Below are 14,598 nucleotides of genomic sequence, written 5' to 3'. Positions count from 1 at the left end.
ACAAAAAAGAGGCTCGCACCTCTTTTTCTTATTTCTTCTTCCGGTTTAATACTGCATTGAGGACAATGGCCAGTATGCTGGCTACGACGATTCCATTTGAGAAGAACATTTGGAAGGCTGTTGGCATGCTGACAAAGAGATTACTATTATTGAGTCCGACACCTGCAGCGATGGAGACAGCTGCGATAAGGAAGTTATGTTCATTGTTAGCAAAATCAACGCGGGCGAGGATTTGCACCCCTTGAAGGGAAACAAAGCCAAACATCACCAGCATGGCCCCTCCAAGGACAGGACTCGGAATGATTTGAGCTAGGGCACCAAACTTAGGAAGGAGTCCAAGGAGGACTAGGAAACCAGCCGCGTAGTAGATTGGCAGGCGAGTCTTGATACCTGACAATTTAACCAACCCAACGTTTTGTGAAAATCCTGTATAAGGGAAGGTGTTAAAAATTCCTCCGAGAAGGACGGCTAAACCTTCTGCACGGTAACCGTTGCGCAGGCGCGTGCTGTCGATTGGGTCTTTCGTGATATCAGACAAGGCTAGGTAAACACCAGTCGATTCAACCATAGACACCGTTGCGATGATACACATCATGACAATAGAGGAGATTTCAAAGGTTGGCACCCCAAAGTAGAGGGGAGTTGGGACATGGACAAGCGGTGCTGCTGCAACAGGGGAGAAATCAACCAAGCCCATGGTAGCAGCAATGGCAGTTCCAACAACCAACCCAATCAAAATGGAGATAGACTTGATAAATCCTTTGGTAAAGATGTTGATCAAGAGGATGATTAGAACAGTGATAGCTGCAAGCAAGAGACTTTGACCAGTTGGCTCTGGAACGTTATTTCCCATATTTCCAATAGCGACAGGAATCAAGGTTAAACCAATCGTGGTAATGACAGAGCCTGTTACGATAGATGGGAAGAGATTGGCAACTTTTGAGAAAATGCCTGAAATCAGAACCACATAAATCCCTGAAACGATAAGGGCACCAAACATAGCCCCGCTACCGTGGCTCTGCCCAATCATAATTAAAGGAGCGACGGATTGGAAGGCAACCCCGAGAACGACTGGTAGTCCAATCCCAAAGTATTTGTTGAGTTGGAGTTGGAGGAAGGTGGCCACCCCACACATGAAGATATCTGTGGAGATTAGGTAGGTCAACTGCTCAGCTGAATAGCCAAGAGCTGTCGCAATCATGATAGGAACCAGGATAGAACCTGAGTACATGGCTAGTAAGTGCTGCAAGCCAAGAACAGCTGCTTGTGAATGTTTTTCTTGTTTTTGCATTAGAGATCTGCCTCCTTAAATACGACCTGACCATTTTCGAAACGATCCAAGCGAGCCAGTGATAGGACTGGATATCCTGCTTTTTCAAGCAAATCACGACCATCTTGGAAAGATTTTTCAATCACGATACCAATCGCTTCAACTTTTGCTCCGGCTTGTTCGATGATTTGGATCAAGCCTTTGGCAGCTTGTCCATTTGCTAGGAAATCATCGATAATCAAGACCTTGTCCTCTGGTGAAAGGAATTTTCCAGCGATGGAAACGGTGCTGGTCACCTGCTTGGTAAAGGAGTAGACTTCTGCAGTTAAGATTCCTTCATTCATGGTGATGTTTTTAGCTTTCTTGGCGAAAATCATGGGAACGTTCAAGGCTTCAGCTGTAAAAACGGCTGGGGCAATGCCTGACGCTTCAATGGTTACGACCTTGGTAATGCCAGCAGCAGCGAATTTTTCCGCAAATACCTTACCAATCTCTCGCATCAAGCTAAAGTCAACTTGGTGGGTTAGAAAGGAATCCACCTTGAGGATATTGTCCTCCAAGATATGCCCATCCTCAAGGATGCGCTCTTCTAATAATTTCATAAGACCTCCTAAAGTCTAAAAGCCAGTTTACTTGTTGGTTAAATATTTCTATAGTGAACCAGTTTGCTAGTACTATATATTTGATAAAACTAGTACGAGCGAAGCGAGTTTTATCAAACATTTCCCGCCGTAGTGGTATCATAGACAATAATCTTGTTATTGTCTATGACGGGATTTTTGAGAGTAAAATAGTTCGGGGAACTATTTTAGCCTAAGCCTAGAAATGAAAGAGCTAGGGGCTCAAAAATTAGGGATGAAATTCCCTGGATTCCTGAAATTATCCACAGGATAATTTCACCTCCCGTCCGCACTAATTAAGGGAAATATTAAAAAAATTTAGTTTACACTTAAAGGCGTGCTTTAACAAAAATATACAAAAAGGACCTACTTAATCCCCTAAGTAAGTCCCCAAAATAGGCATGGCCAAAACCATACCTTCAGCTGACATACTCATTGTTAGGTGTTCCGGCACCTTGTAGAAACGTCGTGCCAATTCACGACATAAACAAGTAAAATGATATTCAATTTTAAATAGGCTACTGCCAATGTTTTTATTTTACACCAATTAGCTTTATAAATCAAATATTTTGTTAGCAAATAGATCATAAAAGCGAACGAAAAAGCCTACAAGGCTAGATAGTATTGTAGACTTCGATTATTCTATTCGCTAAATCTTAGAAAATAACCATCTGGATCCAAAATCGCAAATTCATGAGGGTAAATAAAGCTATCTCCCACTCGAAATTCTCTTTTTGTCAGCGGACGATGGATAGGATGGTCAGCTTCCAGCAGTTTTTGGTGGAGCTGAGGGACATCTTCAATACCAAAGGAAATATTGACACCGCGCCCGAAAGGATAGGTTAGTTGGGCTAATTCTTCTGTGCTGCCTTCTTCTAGCATAAGTTGGCAGTCTTCAAGCGAGAGGAAGAGAAATTTCTCCTCTGGACGCTCGTATTCGACAGAAAATCCCAGCAAGTCGCAGTAGAAGTGGCGTGACTTTTCGAGGTCAGATACTACAAATTCAGGAATGACAGCTTGATAGTCCATTAGCTTTCTCCTTAGAGTTCAATTTCCAATACAATCGGCGTATGGTCTTGACGCGCACCCGAGTCAATCATGTCAGACTTGGTCACCTTGTCAGCCACGCGGTTGCTAGTGAGCCAGTAGTCGATTCTCCAGCCTGTATTGTTGATTTTAGAAGTCTTGCTGCGTTGTGCCCACCAAGTGTAGCGCTCTGGGATATCGCCGTGAAGATGGCGGAAGGTGTCAGTAAATCCAGTTGCCAAAAGGTTGGTAAATCCAGCACGCTCCTCGTCTGTAAAACCAGGTGAACGGCGATTGCTGGCAGGATTTGCAAGGTCGATTTCCTTGTGAGCCACGTTGTAGTCACCGGTCGCAAGGACTGGTTTTTCTTTGTCTAGTTCAGCCAAATACTCCGCATATTTGACATCCCAGACTTGACGTTCTTCCAAGCGTTTGAGACCGTCGCCAGCGTTTGGAGTGTAAACTTGGGTTACGAAAAATTCATCAAATTCTAGAGTGATGATACGGCCTTCCAAGTCCATGGTAGAAGGGGCACCGATTTCTGGGAAGCTGATAGTAGGCGTAAGTTCTTTCTTATAGAGGAACATGGTTCCAGCATAGCCTTTACGGGCAGGTTCTTGGGAAGAGCGCCACGTGTTTTCGTAACCTGGGAAGAGTTCCTCTAAAATTTCCAAGTGTTTCTTTGTAGGACCCTTGGCAGAAAGCTTGGTTTCTTGGATAGCGATGATATCAGCATTTTCAGCGACCAAGGTTTGTAGGACTTCTTGGGACAATTTGGCACGAGCTGAGTCACTAGTTAGGGCAGCGTTTAGGGAATCAATATTCCATGAGATAAGTTTCATAAAGTTACCTTTTTCATTCAGATTATAGATTTTATTATACCAAAAAAAGGTCTATTTCCCCAACGTATGGCTTGAAAAATCACTCTCTTTCGTTTATAATTAAGAATGATTTTATGAAAGGGAGTGAAAATAAATGAAATTTTACTCATATGACTATGTACTTAGCCAAATCAGTCAGCAAAATGGCATCATGATTGGCTTTGGAATTGTTCTCCTAGCTATCACAGGATTTTTTGCTTTTAAAGCCTATCGAGATAAAAAGGGGACTAAGTTTCGGGAATTGGTCATGATTTTGGCCTTGACCTTGGTGGCCATGCTTTTGGTGACAATCTCAAAATACCAGACCAATCAAGCCTCTAACAACCAATTTCAAACTTCCCTTCATTTCATAGAGGTTGTTTCCAAAGACTTGGGGGTGGATAAATCAGAAGTTTATGTCAATACTTCTGCCGACACTGATGGAGCACTTATCAAGGTAGGTTCAAATTTCTATCGTGCCATGAACGGGAGCCAACCAGACAAGTATCTTTTAGAGAAATTAGAATTGCATCAAACAGACGCTATTGAATTGGTGGAGGTAAACAAATGACACTCAATTATATGGAAATTTTAATCAAACTGGCCCTGGGTCTTTTCTCTCTTGTTTTTGTTATTAATGTGACAGGAAAGGGGAATCTAGCACCTAACTCTGCTATAGACCAAATTCAGAACTATGTTCTTGGTGGTATCATCGGTGGGGTGATTTACAATAGTTCAATCAGTATTCTGCAGTACGCAGTGATTTTGATGATGTGGACGATTTTGGTCTTGACCCTCAAGTGGCTCAATAACAATGTTCGTTTTGTCAAACGCTTGATTGATGGAAAACCAACTCTCCTTATCAAAAATGGGCAGATTGACCCAGAAGCCTGTCGTTCAGTTGGTTTGTCTGCAGCAGAAGTTGCTCTCAAACTTCGTAGCCAAGGGATTTTCCAGATGAAACAGGTCAAATGCGCTGTGCAGGAGCAAAATGGCCAACTCATCGTGGTCCAAATAGGAGATGAAAATCCTAAGTATCCAGTTGTGACTGACGGTGTGATCCAAGTCGATGTTTTGGAATCGATTGGCCGTAGCGAAGAGTGGCTGCTTGATAATCTAAGCAAACAAGGACATGACAATGTGGCCAATATCTTTATCGCTGAGTATGACAAGGGTGCCGTCACAGTTGTAACCTATGAATAAGAAAAACCTGGGGTCTTGGCCTCAGGTTTCTATTTGCAATCAGAAAGGGATGTTATGTCCATTATTCAAAAACTTTGGTGGTTTTTCAAGTTAGAAAAACGCCGTTATTTAGTCGGGATTGTGGCTCTGGTCTTGGTTTCCGTCCTCAATCTCATTCCCCCTATGGTTATGGGGCGGGTCATTGATGCCATCACATCGGAGCAATTAACCCAGCAGGACCTTCTTCTTGACCTATTTTACTTGCTCCTTGCAGCCTTTGGGATGTATTATCTGCGCTATGTTTGGCGTATGTATATCCTCGGAACCTCCTACCGTTTGGGGCAGATTATGCGGTCTCGCTTATTTGAGCATTTCACAAAAATGTCTCCAGCCTTTTATCAGACCTATCGAACGGGAGACCTGATGGCACACGCTACAAATGATATCAATGCCTTAACCCGTCTGGCAGGCGGCGGTGTTATGTCTGCGGTGGATGCTTCCATCACGGCGCTGGTGACTTTGCTGACCATGCTTTTTAGCATTTCTTGGCAGATGACTCTTGTTGCTATTCTTCCCCTGCCTTTCATGGCTTATGCGACTAGTCGTCTAGGGAGAAAGACCCACAAGGCCTTTGGTGAATCACAGGCTGCCTTTTCTGAACTCAATAATAAGGTGCAGGAGTCTGTATCAGGTATTAAAGTGACCAAGTCTTTCGGGTATCAGGCGGACGAGTTGATGTCCTTTCAGACAGTCAATGAATTGACCTTCCAAAAGAATCTCCAAACCATGAAATACGATAGTCTCTTTGACCCCATGGTTCTCTTGTTTGTTGGTTCGTCCTATGTTTTAACTCTCTTGGTCGGCTCTTTGATGGTTCAGAAAGGGCAAATCACGGTTGGGAATCTGGTCACCTTTATCAGCTACTTGGATATGCTAGTTTGGCCTCTTATGGCCATTGGTTTCCTCTTTAATATCACTCAGCGAGGCAAGGTTTCTTACCAACGGATTGAGGAACTTTTATCTCAGGAATCACCTGTAAAAGACCCTGAGTTTCCTCTGGACGGTATTGAAAATGGACGTTTGGAGTACGCTATTGACAGCTTTGCCTTTGAAAATGAGGAGACACTGACGGATATTCACTTTAGTTTAGAAAAAGGACAAACCCTAGGCTTGGTCGGACAGACAGGCTCTGGGAAAACGTCCTTGATTAAGCTCCTCTTGCGTGAATACGATGTGGATAAGGGAGCTATTTATCTAAACGATCACGATATTCGTGATTATCGTCTGACAGACCTTCGTGGTCTCATGGGCTATGTCCCTCAAGATCAGTTTCTCTTTGCGACCTCTATCTTAGACAATATCCGCTTCGGCAATCCTAATTTGCCCCTTTCAGCGGTCGAGGAAGCGACTAAACTAGCTCAAGTTTATAAAGATATTGTGGACATGCCTCAGGGATTTGATACGCTGATCGGTGAAAAGGGAGTCAGTCTCTCAGGTGGTCAAAAGCAACGTCTGGCTATGAGTAGGGCTATGATTTTAGACCCTGATATCTTAATTTTAGATGATTCCTTGTCCGCCGTGGATGCCAAGACAGAGTATGCGATTATCGACAATCTCAAGGAGACGCGGAAGAATAAGACAACCATTATCACAGCCCATCGTCTCAGTGCAGTCGTCCATGCAGATTTGATTTTAGTCCTGCAAAATGGCCAAATCATAGAACGCGGTACACACGAAGACCTGCTAGCTTTAGATGGCTGGTATGCCCAAACCTACCAGTCTCAGCAATTGGAAATGAAAGGAGAAGAAGATGCAGAATAAGAAAGAACAATGGGTTGTATTGAAGCGCTTGATGTCTTATCTCAAGCCCTATGGCCTCCTGACCTTTTTGGCACTCAGTTTTCTCCTCGCGACGACGGTCATTAAAAGTGTCATTCCCCTTGTAGCTTCCCACTTTATCGACCAGTACCTCAGCAATCTCAACCAACTTGCTGTGACCGTTTTGCTGGTCTACTATGGTCTTTATATCCTACAAACTCTAGTTCAGTATATCGGCAATCTTCTCTTTGCGCGGGTTTCCTACAGTATTGTCAGAGATATTCGTCGGGATGCCTTTGCCAATATGGAGAAACTCGGCATGTCTTATTTTGACAAGACGCCAGCAGGTTCCATCGTCTCTCGTTTGACCAATGATACCGAGACCATCAGTGACATGTTTTCGGGAATTTTATCCAGCTTTATCTCAGCTGTTTTCATCTTTCTGACAACCCTGTATACCATGTTGGTGCTGGATTTTCGTTTGACAGCTTTAGTCTTGCTCTTTCTTCCCTTGATTTTCCTTTTGGTCAATCTCTATCGGAAAAAGTCAGTGAAAATCATCGAAAAAACCAGAAGTCTCTTGTCGGATATCAATAGTAAGCTGGCAGAGAATATCGAGGGAATCAGGATTATCCAGGCCTTTAATCAAGAGAAGCGCCTGCAGGCAGAATTTGATGAAATCAACCAAGAACACTTGGTCTATGCCAACCGATCTGTAGCCTTGGATGCCCTCTTTTTGCGTCCTGCCATGAGTTTGCTGAAACTCCTAGGCTACGCCGTTTTGATGGCTTACTTTGGTTACCGTGGTCTGTCTATCGGGATAACGGCCGGAACCATGTATGCCTTTATCCAGTACATCAACCGTCTCTTTGATCCCCTGATTGAGGTAACGCAAAACTTTTCAACCCTTCAAACGTCCATGGTATCTGCAGGTCGTGTCTTTGCCTTGATTGACGAAACGACCTATGAGCCTCTTCAAAAAGATGGGAAAGCTAAAGTCAAAGAAGGCAATATCCGTTTTGAACATGTGTGTTTCTCATATGATGGCAAACATCCGATTCTGGATGATATTTCCTTTTCAGTTAACAAGGGCGAAACCATTGCCTTTGTAGGTCATACAGGTTCTGGGAAATCTTCCATTATCAATGTCCTCATGCGTTTTTATGAATTTCAGTCAGGCCACGTTCTCTTGGATGATGTGGATATCAGGAACTACAGTCAGGAAGAGCTGAGAAAAAACATCGGTTTGGTCTTACAGGATCCCTTCCTCTATCACGGGACTATCAAGTCCAATATCGCCATGTACCAAGATCTTAGTGATGATCAGGTCCAGGCTGCAGCTGCCTTTGTCGATGCAGATTCCTTTATTCAGGACCTTCCGCAGGGTTATGATGCACCTGTTTCTGAGCGTGGTTCGAGCTTTTCTACTGGCCAACGCCAGCTTCTTGCCTTTGCTAGAACTGTCGCCAGTCAGCCTAAAATCCTGATTTTGGATGAAGCGACAGCCAATATTGACTCTGAAACAGAAAGTTTGGTTCAAGATTCCCTAGCTAAGATGAGACAGGGTCGGACGACCATTGCTATTGCTCATCGCCTTTCGACCATCCAAGACGCCAACTGCATCTACGTCTTGGACAAGGGGCGTATCATCGAGAGTGGAACCCATGAGGAACTCTTGGCCTTGGGAGGAACCTATCACAAAATGTATAGCTTGCAGGCTGGGGCCATGTCCTAATACTCTTTGAAAATCTCTTCAAACCATGTCAGCTTTATCTGCAACCTCAAAGCTGTACTTTGATTTTCATTGAGCACCAGAAGGAAATTCTTCAAATCACAGATTTCTTGCACCGCCTTTTCCATTTTGTGGTATAATGAAAAATGTTGACAAATAGTATAATAAAAACAAAGGAGAAACAGCATGCTGAAATGGGAAGACCTACCCGTGGAAATGCAATCAAGCGAGGTTAAGTCTTACTACCAGCTTGTCTCTAAAAGGAAAGGTTCGCTGGTTTTCAAGCGTTGCCTGGACTGGGTTCTGGCCCTGTTTTTGCTACTTTTGACCTCTCCCGTCTTTCTTGTCTTGAGCATTTGGATCAAGTTGGATAGCAAGGGACCTGTCATTTACAAGCAAGAGCGCGTGACCCAGTATAATCGTCGGTTCAAGATTTGGAAGTTCCGTACTATGGTAACGGATGCGGATAAAAAAGGAAGTCTGGTGACTTCTGCTAACGATAGTCGCATTACCAAGGTTGGAAATTTCATCCGCCGTGTGCGTTTGGACGAACTACCTCAGCTGGTCAATGTCCTTAAAGGCGAAATGTCCTTTGTAGGGACCCGTCCTGAAGTGCCACGTTACACAGAGCAGTATAGTCCTGAAATGATGGCGACCTTGCTCTTGCCAGCAGGAATCACCTCTCCAGCCAGTATCAACTACAAGGATGAGGACACCATCATCAGTCAGATGACAGAGAAAGGTCTGTCGGTTGACCAGGCCTATGTCGAACATGTCCTTCCTGAAAAGATGCGCTATAATCTCGCCTATCTCCGAGAGTTTAGTTTCCTTGGAGACATCAAAATCATGTTTCAAACCGTGTTTGAAGTACTAAAATAAAGTAGTCATGAGAAAATGAGTACAGATAAAAGGAGCAAATCAATGCCAAATTACAATATTCCATTTTCACCTCCCGATATTACCGAAGCTGAAATTGCTGAAGTAGCGGATACCCTTCGTTCTGGTTGGATCACAACAGGTCCGAAGACAAAAGAACTGGAGCGCCGCTTGTCTCAATACACACAGACACCTAAGACTGTCTGCCTCAACTCTGCGACAGCCGCTCTTGAGTTGATTTTGCGTGTTTTGGAAGTGGGACCTGGGGATGAAGTCATCGTTCCAGCTATGACTTATACAGCTTCATGTAGTGTTATCACACACGTAGGAGCGACACCTGTCATGGTGGATATTCAAGCAGATACGTTTGAGATGGACTATGACTTGCTTGAGCAAGCCATCACTGAAAAGACTAAGGTGATTATTCCGGTTGAGCTTGCAGGGATTGTTTGCGACTATGATCGTTTGCTCCAAGTGGTGGAGAAGAAACGGGACCTCTTTACAGCTGCTAGCAAGTGGCAAAAAGCCTTTAACCGTATCGTAATTGTCTCAGATAGTGCCCATGCTTTGGGATCTACTTATAAAGGACAACCAGCTGGATCTATCGCTGACTTTACTTCCTTCTCATTCCACGCCGTTAAGAACTTTACAACGGCTGAGGGAGGAAGTGCGACTTGGAAAGCCAATCCAGCGATTGATGACGAAGAGATGTACAAGGAGTTCCAAATCCTTTCCCTTCACGGTCAAACAAAGGATGCTCTTGCCAAGATGCAATTGGGTTCATGGGAGTACGATATCGTCACACCAGCCTACAAGTGCAATATGACCGATATCATGGCTTCGATTGGTTTGGTACAATTGGACCGTTACCCAGCTTTGCTAGAACGTCGTAAGGACATCGTGGACCGCTATGATCGTGGTTTTGCAGGTTCTCGCATCCGTCCATTGGCACACAAGACTGATAGTGTCGAATCTTCACGCCACCTCTACATCACCCATGTAGAAGGAGCAAGTTTAGAAGAACGCAACCACATCATCCAAGAATTGGCCAAAGCAGGAATTGCAAGTAATGTACACTATAAACCGCTTCCTCTCCTGACAGCCTATAAGAATCTTGGTTTCGATATGGCAGATTATCCAAGAGCCTATGCCTTCTTTGAAAATGAAATTACGCTTCCTCTTCATACAAAATTAAGCGATGAAGAAGTTGATTACATCGTTCAGACTTTGGTGAGAATTTCTGAAGAAATCCTCGGTTCTGGAAAAAAATAATAAAAAATCTTGACAAAAAGCGGACAATAGCATATAATATTCTCAACAAATCAGAAAAGTAACTATTTTTGATCTTCAGGGAGCCTGTGGTGATTGTGAACAGGTGGTTGGAAGTAGTGAAAGTGGGCTGATTTTAAAAATGAATTTGAAACAATGAAAATTCGGTGCGCACACCTTACAGTGCAACTTGTTGTTAGACAAGGCAGAGATGTAAAGGGGAATAGTCCCTTTATAATTGAGGTGGCACCGCGTTACCAACGCCCTCACATGGAAGTAGATTCTGTGTGTGGGCTTTTTTCTTTCGGTCATTTTGTTTATCTTTTATTAGGGCGTTAAGTCGCTTTGATGAACTTATACTCAATGAAAATCAAAGAGCAAACTAGGAAACTAGCCGCAGGCTGTACTTGAGTACGGCAAGGCGACGTTGACGTGGTTTGAATTGGATTTTCGAAGAGTATTGAGTTCTATCTGCAGCTCCTTGCCTACTACTAAAAGCAAACAAAACGGCCGGATTAATATGGAAAGAGGAAAAATTTATGACAACTAAAGGTTATTTTGGACAATTTGGTGGTAGTTTTGTACCGGAGCCGATTCAGGCTTTGTTGGATGAGTTGGAAGTGACATTTGACAAGTACAAGGATGATCCAGAATTTTTGGCAGAATTTCGTCATTACTTGAAGGATTATTCTGGTCGTGAAACACCGCTTTATTTTGCGGAAAGTTTGACAGATCACTTAGGTGGCGCTAAGATTTATCTCAAGCGCGAAGATCTTAACCACCTTGGTTCTCACAAACTTAACAACGTTTTAGGACAAATTCTTCTTGCCAAACGTATGGGCAAAAAACGAGTGATTGCGGAAACAGGAGCTGGTCAGCACGGTGTTGCGACAGCAGCAGCTGCAGCTAAGTTTGGTATGGCTTGTGATGTCTACATGGGGGCAGAAGATGTGGAGCGTCAACGTCTCAATGTTTTCCGCATGGAGATGATGGGAGCAACTGTTCACGCGGTTGAAACGGGGACACGAACTCTCAAGGATGCGGTTGATGCAGCCTTTGGAGCATGGATGAATGATCTTGAAGCCTTCTACGTTTTGGGATCTGCTGTGGGTCCTCACCCTTATCCTACCATTGTTCATGAATTCCAAAAGGTCATCAGTGAGGAATCTCGTCGTCAAATCTTGGAAAAAGAAGACCGTTTACCAGACTACGTTATTGCCTGTGTAGGTGGTGGTTCTAATGCCATCGGTGCTTTTTCACAGTATGTGGCTGATGAAGAAGTCAAATTGGTTGGGGTCGAAGCTGCCGGTCACGGACTTGACACAGACAAGCATGCAGCCACTATGACAAAAGGTAGTGTCGGAATTGTCGATGGTATGAAGACTTATGCAGTCTTTAAGGAAGATGGAGAGCTGGCTCCAGTTTACTCTATCTCAGCTGGTTTGGACTATCCAGGGGTTGGTCCAGAACACGCCTACTTTAAAGATTCTGGCCGCGTAGAATACGTGGCAGCGACAGACGAAGAAGCTGTTCAAGCCTTGCTCCTTCTTAGTAAGACAGAAGGGATTATCCCAGCGATTGAAAGTTCGCACGCCATCGCAGAAGCGGTTAAACGTGCACCGAAACTAAGTAAAGATGACATTATCATCATCAATGTCTCTGGTCGTGGAGACAAGGACGTAGCTGCGATTGCAGACTACCTAGAAGCTAAGAAATAAGAGATGGAAAAATTACAGTACTTTCTTTCCCAGAGAGCTTGTGGTTGCTGGAAACAAGCAGAGAAAGCTGTAAGGTTGGGTCCATCTGAAACGAGAGAAGAAAACATAATTCTCAAGGGAGTGCCCTTTATCGCACAGCCTGTTACAGGAAAGTTCTGAGACAGGAATGAGAGATAGGAGAAATCCTATAATTGAGGTGGCACCGCGAATTTCGTCCTCACGCAAGTTATTTTGCGTGGGGATTTTTCATACAATCGCCACGGACTAGAAGTAGAACTGAAAGGGAAATTACAATGGAACGAATCATTCATGGAGATGTCTTATCACCAATCTTGGCTTATATGCGCCTAAAGGGGCAACACAAGGTGATCTTAGAGAGTATTCCGAGAGACAAGGAAACCGCTCGTTTTTCTATCCTAGCCTATAATCCAGTTTTTGAGATTAAGTTTGAAAATGGAGTCCTTTATCAAAATGGTCAAGTGATTGATCGGGATCCCTTGGATTACCTTTATGAAGTAACTCATAAGAGCCAGCATCATTCAGACCTACCTTTTGGTGGGGGAGCTATTGGCTTTGTCGGTTACGATATGATTTCGCTCTATGAAGAAATTGGTCAAATCCCTGAGGATACCATTGGGACGCCAGACATGCATTTCTTTGTCTATGAGAGCTACATGGTTTTTGACCACAAGAAAGAAAAAATCCATGTCATCGAAGATGCTCTTTACAGCGATCGCAGTCAAGAAGATTTGGAAAAAGCCTTGAACCAAGTGCTTGAGGAATTACGCATCCCTGCTCCAAATGAATTTGAAGATTTGGATTTATCTCCACTGAACTTCAAACCGCACATTGCTCCTCAGAAGTTTGAGCAAATGGTCGAAACCGCTCGTGACTTGATTCGTAATGGTGATATGTTCCAATGCGTGCTCAGCCAGCGTTTCTCAGCAGAAGTTACTGGAAATCCATTTGACTTCTACAGAAATCTTCGCGTGACCAATCCATCTAATTATCTCTATTTCTATGATTTTGGGGATTATCAAATCATCGGTGCTAGTCCAGAAAGTTTGGTTTCTGTCAAAAATGGCATCGTGACAACCAATCCGATTGCGGGTACACGACCAAGAGGGGCTACGGATGAAGAGGACAAAGCTTTGGCAACTGATCTGCTTTCTGATGAGAAGGAAACAGCAGAACATCGGATGTTGGTAGACTTGGGGCGTAACGATATTGGCCGCATCACTGAAACAGCCAGTGTCCAAGTCACTAAGTATATGGAAGTGGAGCTCTTCCGCTATGTCATGCATTTGACCAGCGTGGTGAAAGGGCGTTTGCTTCCAGAACTCACTGCCATGGATGCCTTGAAAGCTACACTTCCAGCTGGAACAGTTTCAGGAGCACCAAAAATTCGGGCCATGAGACGTATCTATGAACTGGAAACAGAAAAACGAGGCGTATACGCAGGAGCAATCGGCTACTTGTCTGCGACGGGTGATATGGATTTCGCTATTGCCATTCGAACTATGATTCTCAAAAATCAAACAGCCTATGTACAGGCTGGGGCAGGGATTGTCTACGACTCCATCGCCCAAAACGAATACCAAGAAACCATTAATAAGGCAAAATCTATGACTAGAATTGGAGAACTAAGACCATGATTTTATTGATTGACAACTATGATTCTTTTACCTATAACTTGGCTCAATACATTGGGAATTTTGCAGAAGTGCAGGTCTTGAGAAATGATGATCCCAAGCTGTATGAAGAAGCTGAAAAAGCAGATGGTCTGGTCTTTTCTCCCGGTCCTGGTTGGCCGGTTGATGCTGGAAAGATGGAAGACATGATTCGTGACTTTGCAGGTAAGAAGCCGATTCTAGGGATTTGTTTGGGTCATCAAGCTATCGCAGAAGTCTTTGGTGGGAAGCTAGGCTTGGCTCCAAAAGTCATGCATGGGAAACAGAGCCATATCAGCTTTGAAGCGCCATCTGTTTTGTATCAGGGGATTGAGGATGGTCGTCCAGTCATGCGTTACCACAGTATTTTGATTGAAGAAATGCCAGAAGGCTTTGAAGTGACAGCTCGTTCGACTGATGACCAAGCTATTATGGGAATTCAACACAAAAGCCTGCCGATTTATGGCTTCCAGTACCATCCAGAAAGCATCGGAACGCCAGATGGCTTGTCTTCTATTCAGAATTTTATCGAGAAGGTTGTAAAGTGAGGAAACTAG

Annotated in this window: 13 protein-coding genes, 1 riboswitch and 2 other annotated features; of the genes, 9 read left to right on the top strand and 4 right to left on the bottom strand. The window is 43.9% G+C overall.

Features of this window, described 5'->3' with window-relative positions:
• Positions 1-28: 28 nt before the first annotated feature.
• The 4 genes from M1F63_RS07540 to M1F63_RS07525 form a co-directional block, all read right to left on the bottom strand.
• Positions 29-1,291 carry a nucleobase:cation symporter-2 family protein gene (locus M1F63_RS07540; protein WP_070696133.1) on the bottom strand — a complete coding sequence of 421 codons (1,263 nt, stop codon included), beginning with the start codon at positions 1,289-1,291 and terminating at the stop codon, positions 29-31.
• A complete protein-coding gene (locus M1F63_RS07535; protein ID WP_070696135.1) occupies positions 1,291-1,872 on the bottom strand; it encodes a xanthine phosphoribosyltransferase in 582 nt (193 codons plus the stop codon). The genes M1F63_RS07540 and M1F63_RS07535 overlap by 1 nt, the downstream gene beginning before the upstream one ends.
• A 433-nt stretch (positions 1,873-2,305) precedes the next feature.
• Positions 2,306-2,401: riboswitch (purine riboswitch) on the bottom strand.
• A gap of 131 nt (positions 2,402-2,532) precedes the next feature.
• A complete protein-coding gene (locus M1F63_RS07530; protein ID WP_000386231.1) occupies positions 2,533-2,919 on the bottom strand; it encodes a bleomycin resistance protein in 387 nt (128 codons plus the stop codon).
• A gap of 11 nt (positions 2,920-2,930) precedes the next feature.
• Entirely contained in the window at positions 2,931-3,758 is an 828-nt protein-coding gene (locus M1F63_RS07525) for an exodeoxyribonuclease III (RefSeq protein WP_247941114.1), read from the bottom strand.
• A 133-nt stretch (positions 3,759-3,891) separates the two neighbouring features.
• Between M1F63_RS07525 and M1F63_RS07520 the strand changes: the two genes are divergently transcribed.
• The 9 genes from M1F63_RS07520 to M1F63_RS07480 all read left to right on the top strand — a co-directional run bounded on the left by M1F63_RS07520 (position 3,892) and on the right by M1F63_RS07480 (position 14,589).
• Positions 3,892-4,347: a DUF3290 family protein gene (locus M1F63_RS07520; protein WP_049501579.1), complete on the top strand. Its 456-nt coding sequence runs from the start codon at positions 3,892-3,894 to the stop codon at positions 4,345-4,347.
• A complete protein-coding gene (locus M1F63_RS07515) occupies positions 4,344-4,979 on the top strand; it encodes a DUF421 domain-containing protein (protein WP_049501580.1) in 636 nt (211 codons plus the stop codon). The genes M1F63_RS07520 and M1F63_RS07515 overlap by 4 nt, the downstream gene beginning before the upstream one ends.
• A 54-nt stretch (positions 4,980-5,033) precedes the next feature.
• On the top strand, positions 5,034-6,779 hold the full coding sequence (locus tag M1F63_RS07510) for an ABC transporter ATP-binding protein (protein WP_049501581.1): 1,746 nt from the start codon (positions 5,034-5,036) through the stop codon (positions 6,777-6,779).
• On the top strand, positions 6,769-8,511 hold the full coding sequence (locus tag M1F63_RS07505; RefSeq protein ID WP_049501582.1) for an ABC transporter ATP-binding protein: 1,743 nt from the start codon (positions 6,769-6,771) through the stop codon (positions 8,509-8,511). The genes M1F63_RS07510 and M1F63_RS07505 overlap by 11 nt, the downstream gene beginning before the upstream one ends.
• Before the next feature lie 183 nt (positions 8,512-8,694).
• Complete coding sequence (locus M1F63_RS07500) at positions 8,695-9,387, top strand: sugar transferase (protein ID WP_000922231.1); 693 nt, start codon at positions 8,695-8,697, stop codon at positions 9,385-9,387.
• Positions 9,388-9,429: 42 nt separating this feature from the next.
• On the top strand, positions 9,430-10,656 hold the full coding sequence (locus M1F63_RS07495) for a DegT/DnrJ/EryC1/StrS family aminotransferase (protein ID WP_001134529.1): 1,227 nt from the start codon (positions 9,430-9,432) through the stop codon (positions 10,654-10,656).
• Positions 10,657-10,698: 42 nt separating this feature from the next.
• Positions 10,699-10,924, top strand: a binding site (T-box leader).
• Positions 10,925-11,192: 268 nt separating this feature from the next.
• Positions 11,193-12,371 carry a tryptophan synthase subunit beta gene (trpB, locus tag M1F63_RS07490; RefSeq protein ID WP_000208438.1) on the top strand — a complete coding sequence of 393 codons (1,179 nt, stop codon included), beginning with the start codon at positions 11,193-11,195 and terminating at the stop codon, positions 12,369-12,371.
• Positions 12,368-12,593 (top strand) — a binding site (T-box leader). (Overlaps the previous gene by 4 nt.)
• A 71-nt stretch (positions 12,594-12,664) precedes the next feature.
• Entirely contained in the window at positions 12,665-14,026 is a 1,362-nt protein-coding gene (trpE, locus tag M1F63_RS07485; RefSeq protein WP_247941113.1) for an anthranilate synthase component I, read from the top strand.
• Complete coding sequence (locus M1F63_RS07480; protein ID WP_247941112.1) at positions 14,023-14,589, top strand: aminodeoxychorismate/anthranilate synthase component II; 567 nt, start codon at positions 14,023-14,025, stop codon at positions 14,587-14,589. The genes trpE and M1F63_RS07480 overlap by 4 nt, the downstream gene beginning before the upstream one ends.
• Positions 14,590-14,598: the final 9 nt, after the last annotated feature.

This window comes from Streptococcus oralis, assembly GCF_023109155.1.
Classification (GTDB): Bacteria; Bacillota; Bacilli; order Lactobacillales; family Streptococcaceae; genus Streptococcus; species Streptococcus oralis_BZ.
This window is presented reverse-complemented; position numbering and strand designations above follow the sequence as displayed.

What these genes read in the sequence shown, in the direction of transcription:
- M1F63_RS07520 (WP_049501579.1), top strand. Translation starts at nt 3,892, where the DNA reads ATGAAATTTTACTCATATGACTATGTACTTAGCCAAATCAGTCAGCAA.
- M1F63_RS07510 (WP_049501581.1), top strand. Translation starts at nt 5,034, where the DNA reads ATGTCCATTATTCAAAAACTTTGGTGGTTTTTCAAGTTAGAAAAACGC.
- M1F63_RS07535 (WP_070696135.1), bottom strand. Translation starts at nt 1,872, where the DNA reads ATGAAATTATTAGAAGAGCGCATCCTTGAGGATGGGCATATCTTGGAG.
- M1F63_RS07530 (WP_000386231.1), bottom strand. Translation starts at nt 2,919, where the DNA reads ATGGACTATCAAGCTGTCATTCCTGAATTTGTAGTATCTGACCTCGAA.
- M1F63_RS07500 (WP_000922231.1), top strand. Translation starts at nt 8,695, where the DNA reads ATGCTGAAATGGGAAGACCTACCCGTGGAAATGCAATCAAGCGAGGTT.
- M1F63_RS07540 (WP_070696133.1), bottom strand. Translation starts at nt 1,291, where the DNA reads ATGCAAAAACAAGAAAAACATTCACAAGCAGCTGTTCTTGGCTTGCAG.
- M1F63_RS07525 (WP_247941114.1), bottom strand. Translation starts at nt 3,758, where the DNA reads ATGAAACTTATCTCATGGAATATTGATTCCCTAAACGCTGCCCTAACT.
- M1F63_RS07480 (WP_247941112.1), top strand. Translation starts at nt 14,023, where the DNA reads ATGATTTTATTGATTGACAACTATGATTCTTTTACCTATAACTTGGCT.
- M1F63_RS07495 (WP_001134529.1), top strand. Translation starts at nt 9,430, where the DNA reads ATGCCAAATTACAATATTCCATTTTCACCTCCCGATATTACCGAAGCT.
- M1F63_RS07505 (WP_049501582.1), top strand. Translation starts at nt 6,769, where the DNA reads ATGCAGAATAAGAAAGAACAATGGGTTGTATTGAAGCGCTTGATGTCT.
- trpB (WP_000208438.1), top strand. Translation starts at nt 11,193, where the DNA reads ATGACAACTAAAGGTTATTTTGGACAATTTGGTGGTAGTTTTGTACCG.
- trpE (WP_247941113.1), top strand. Translation starts at nt 12,665, where the DNA reads ATGGAACGAATCATTCATGGAGATGTCTTATCACCAATCTTGGCTTAT.
- M1F63_RS07515 (WP_049501580.1), top strand. Translation starts at nt 4,344, where the DNA reads ATGACACTCAATTATATGGAAATTTTAATCAAACTGGCCCTGGGTCTT.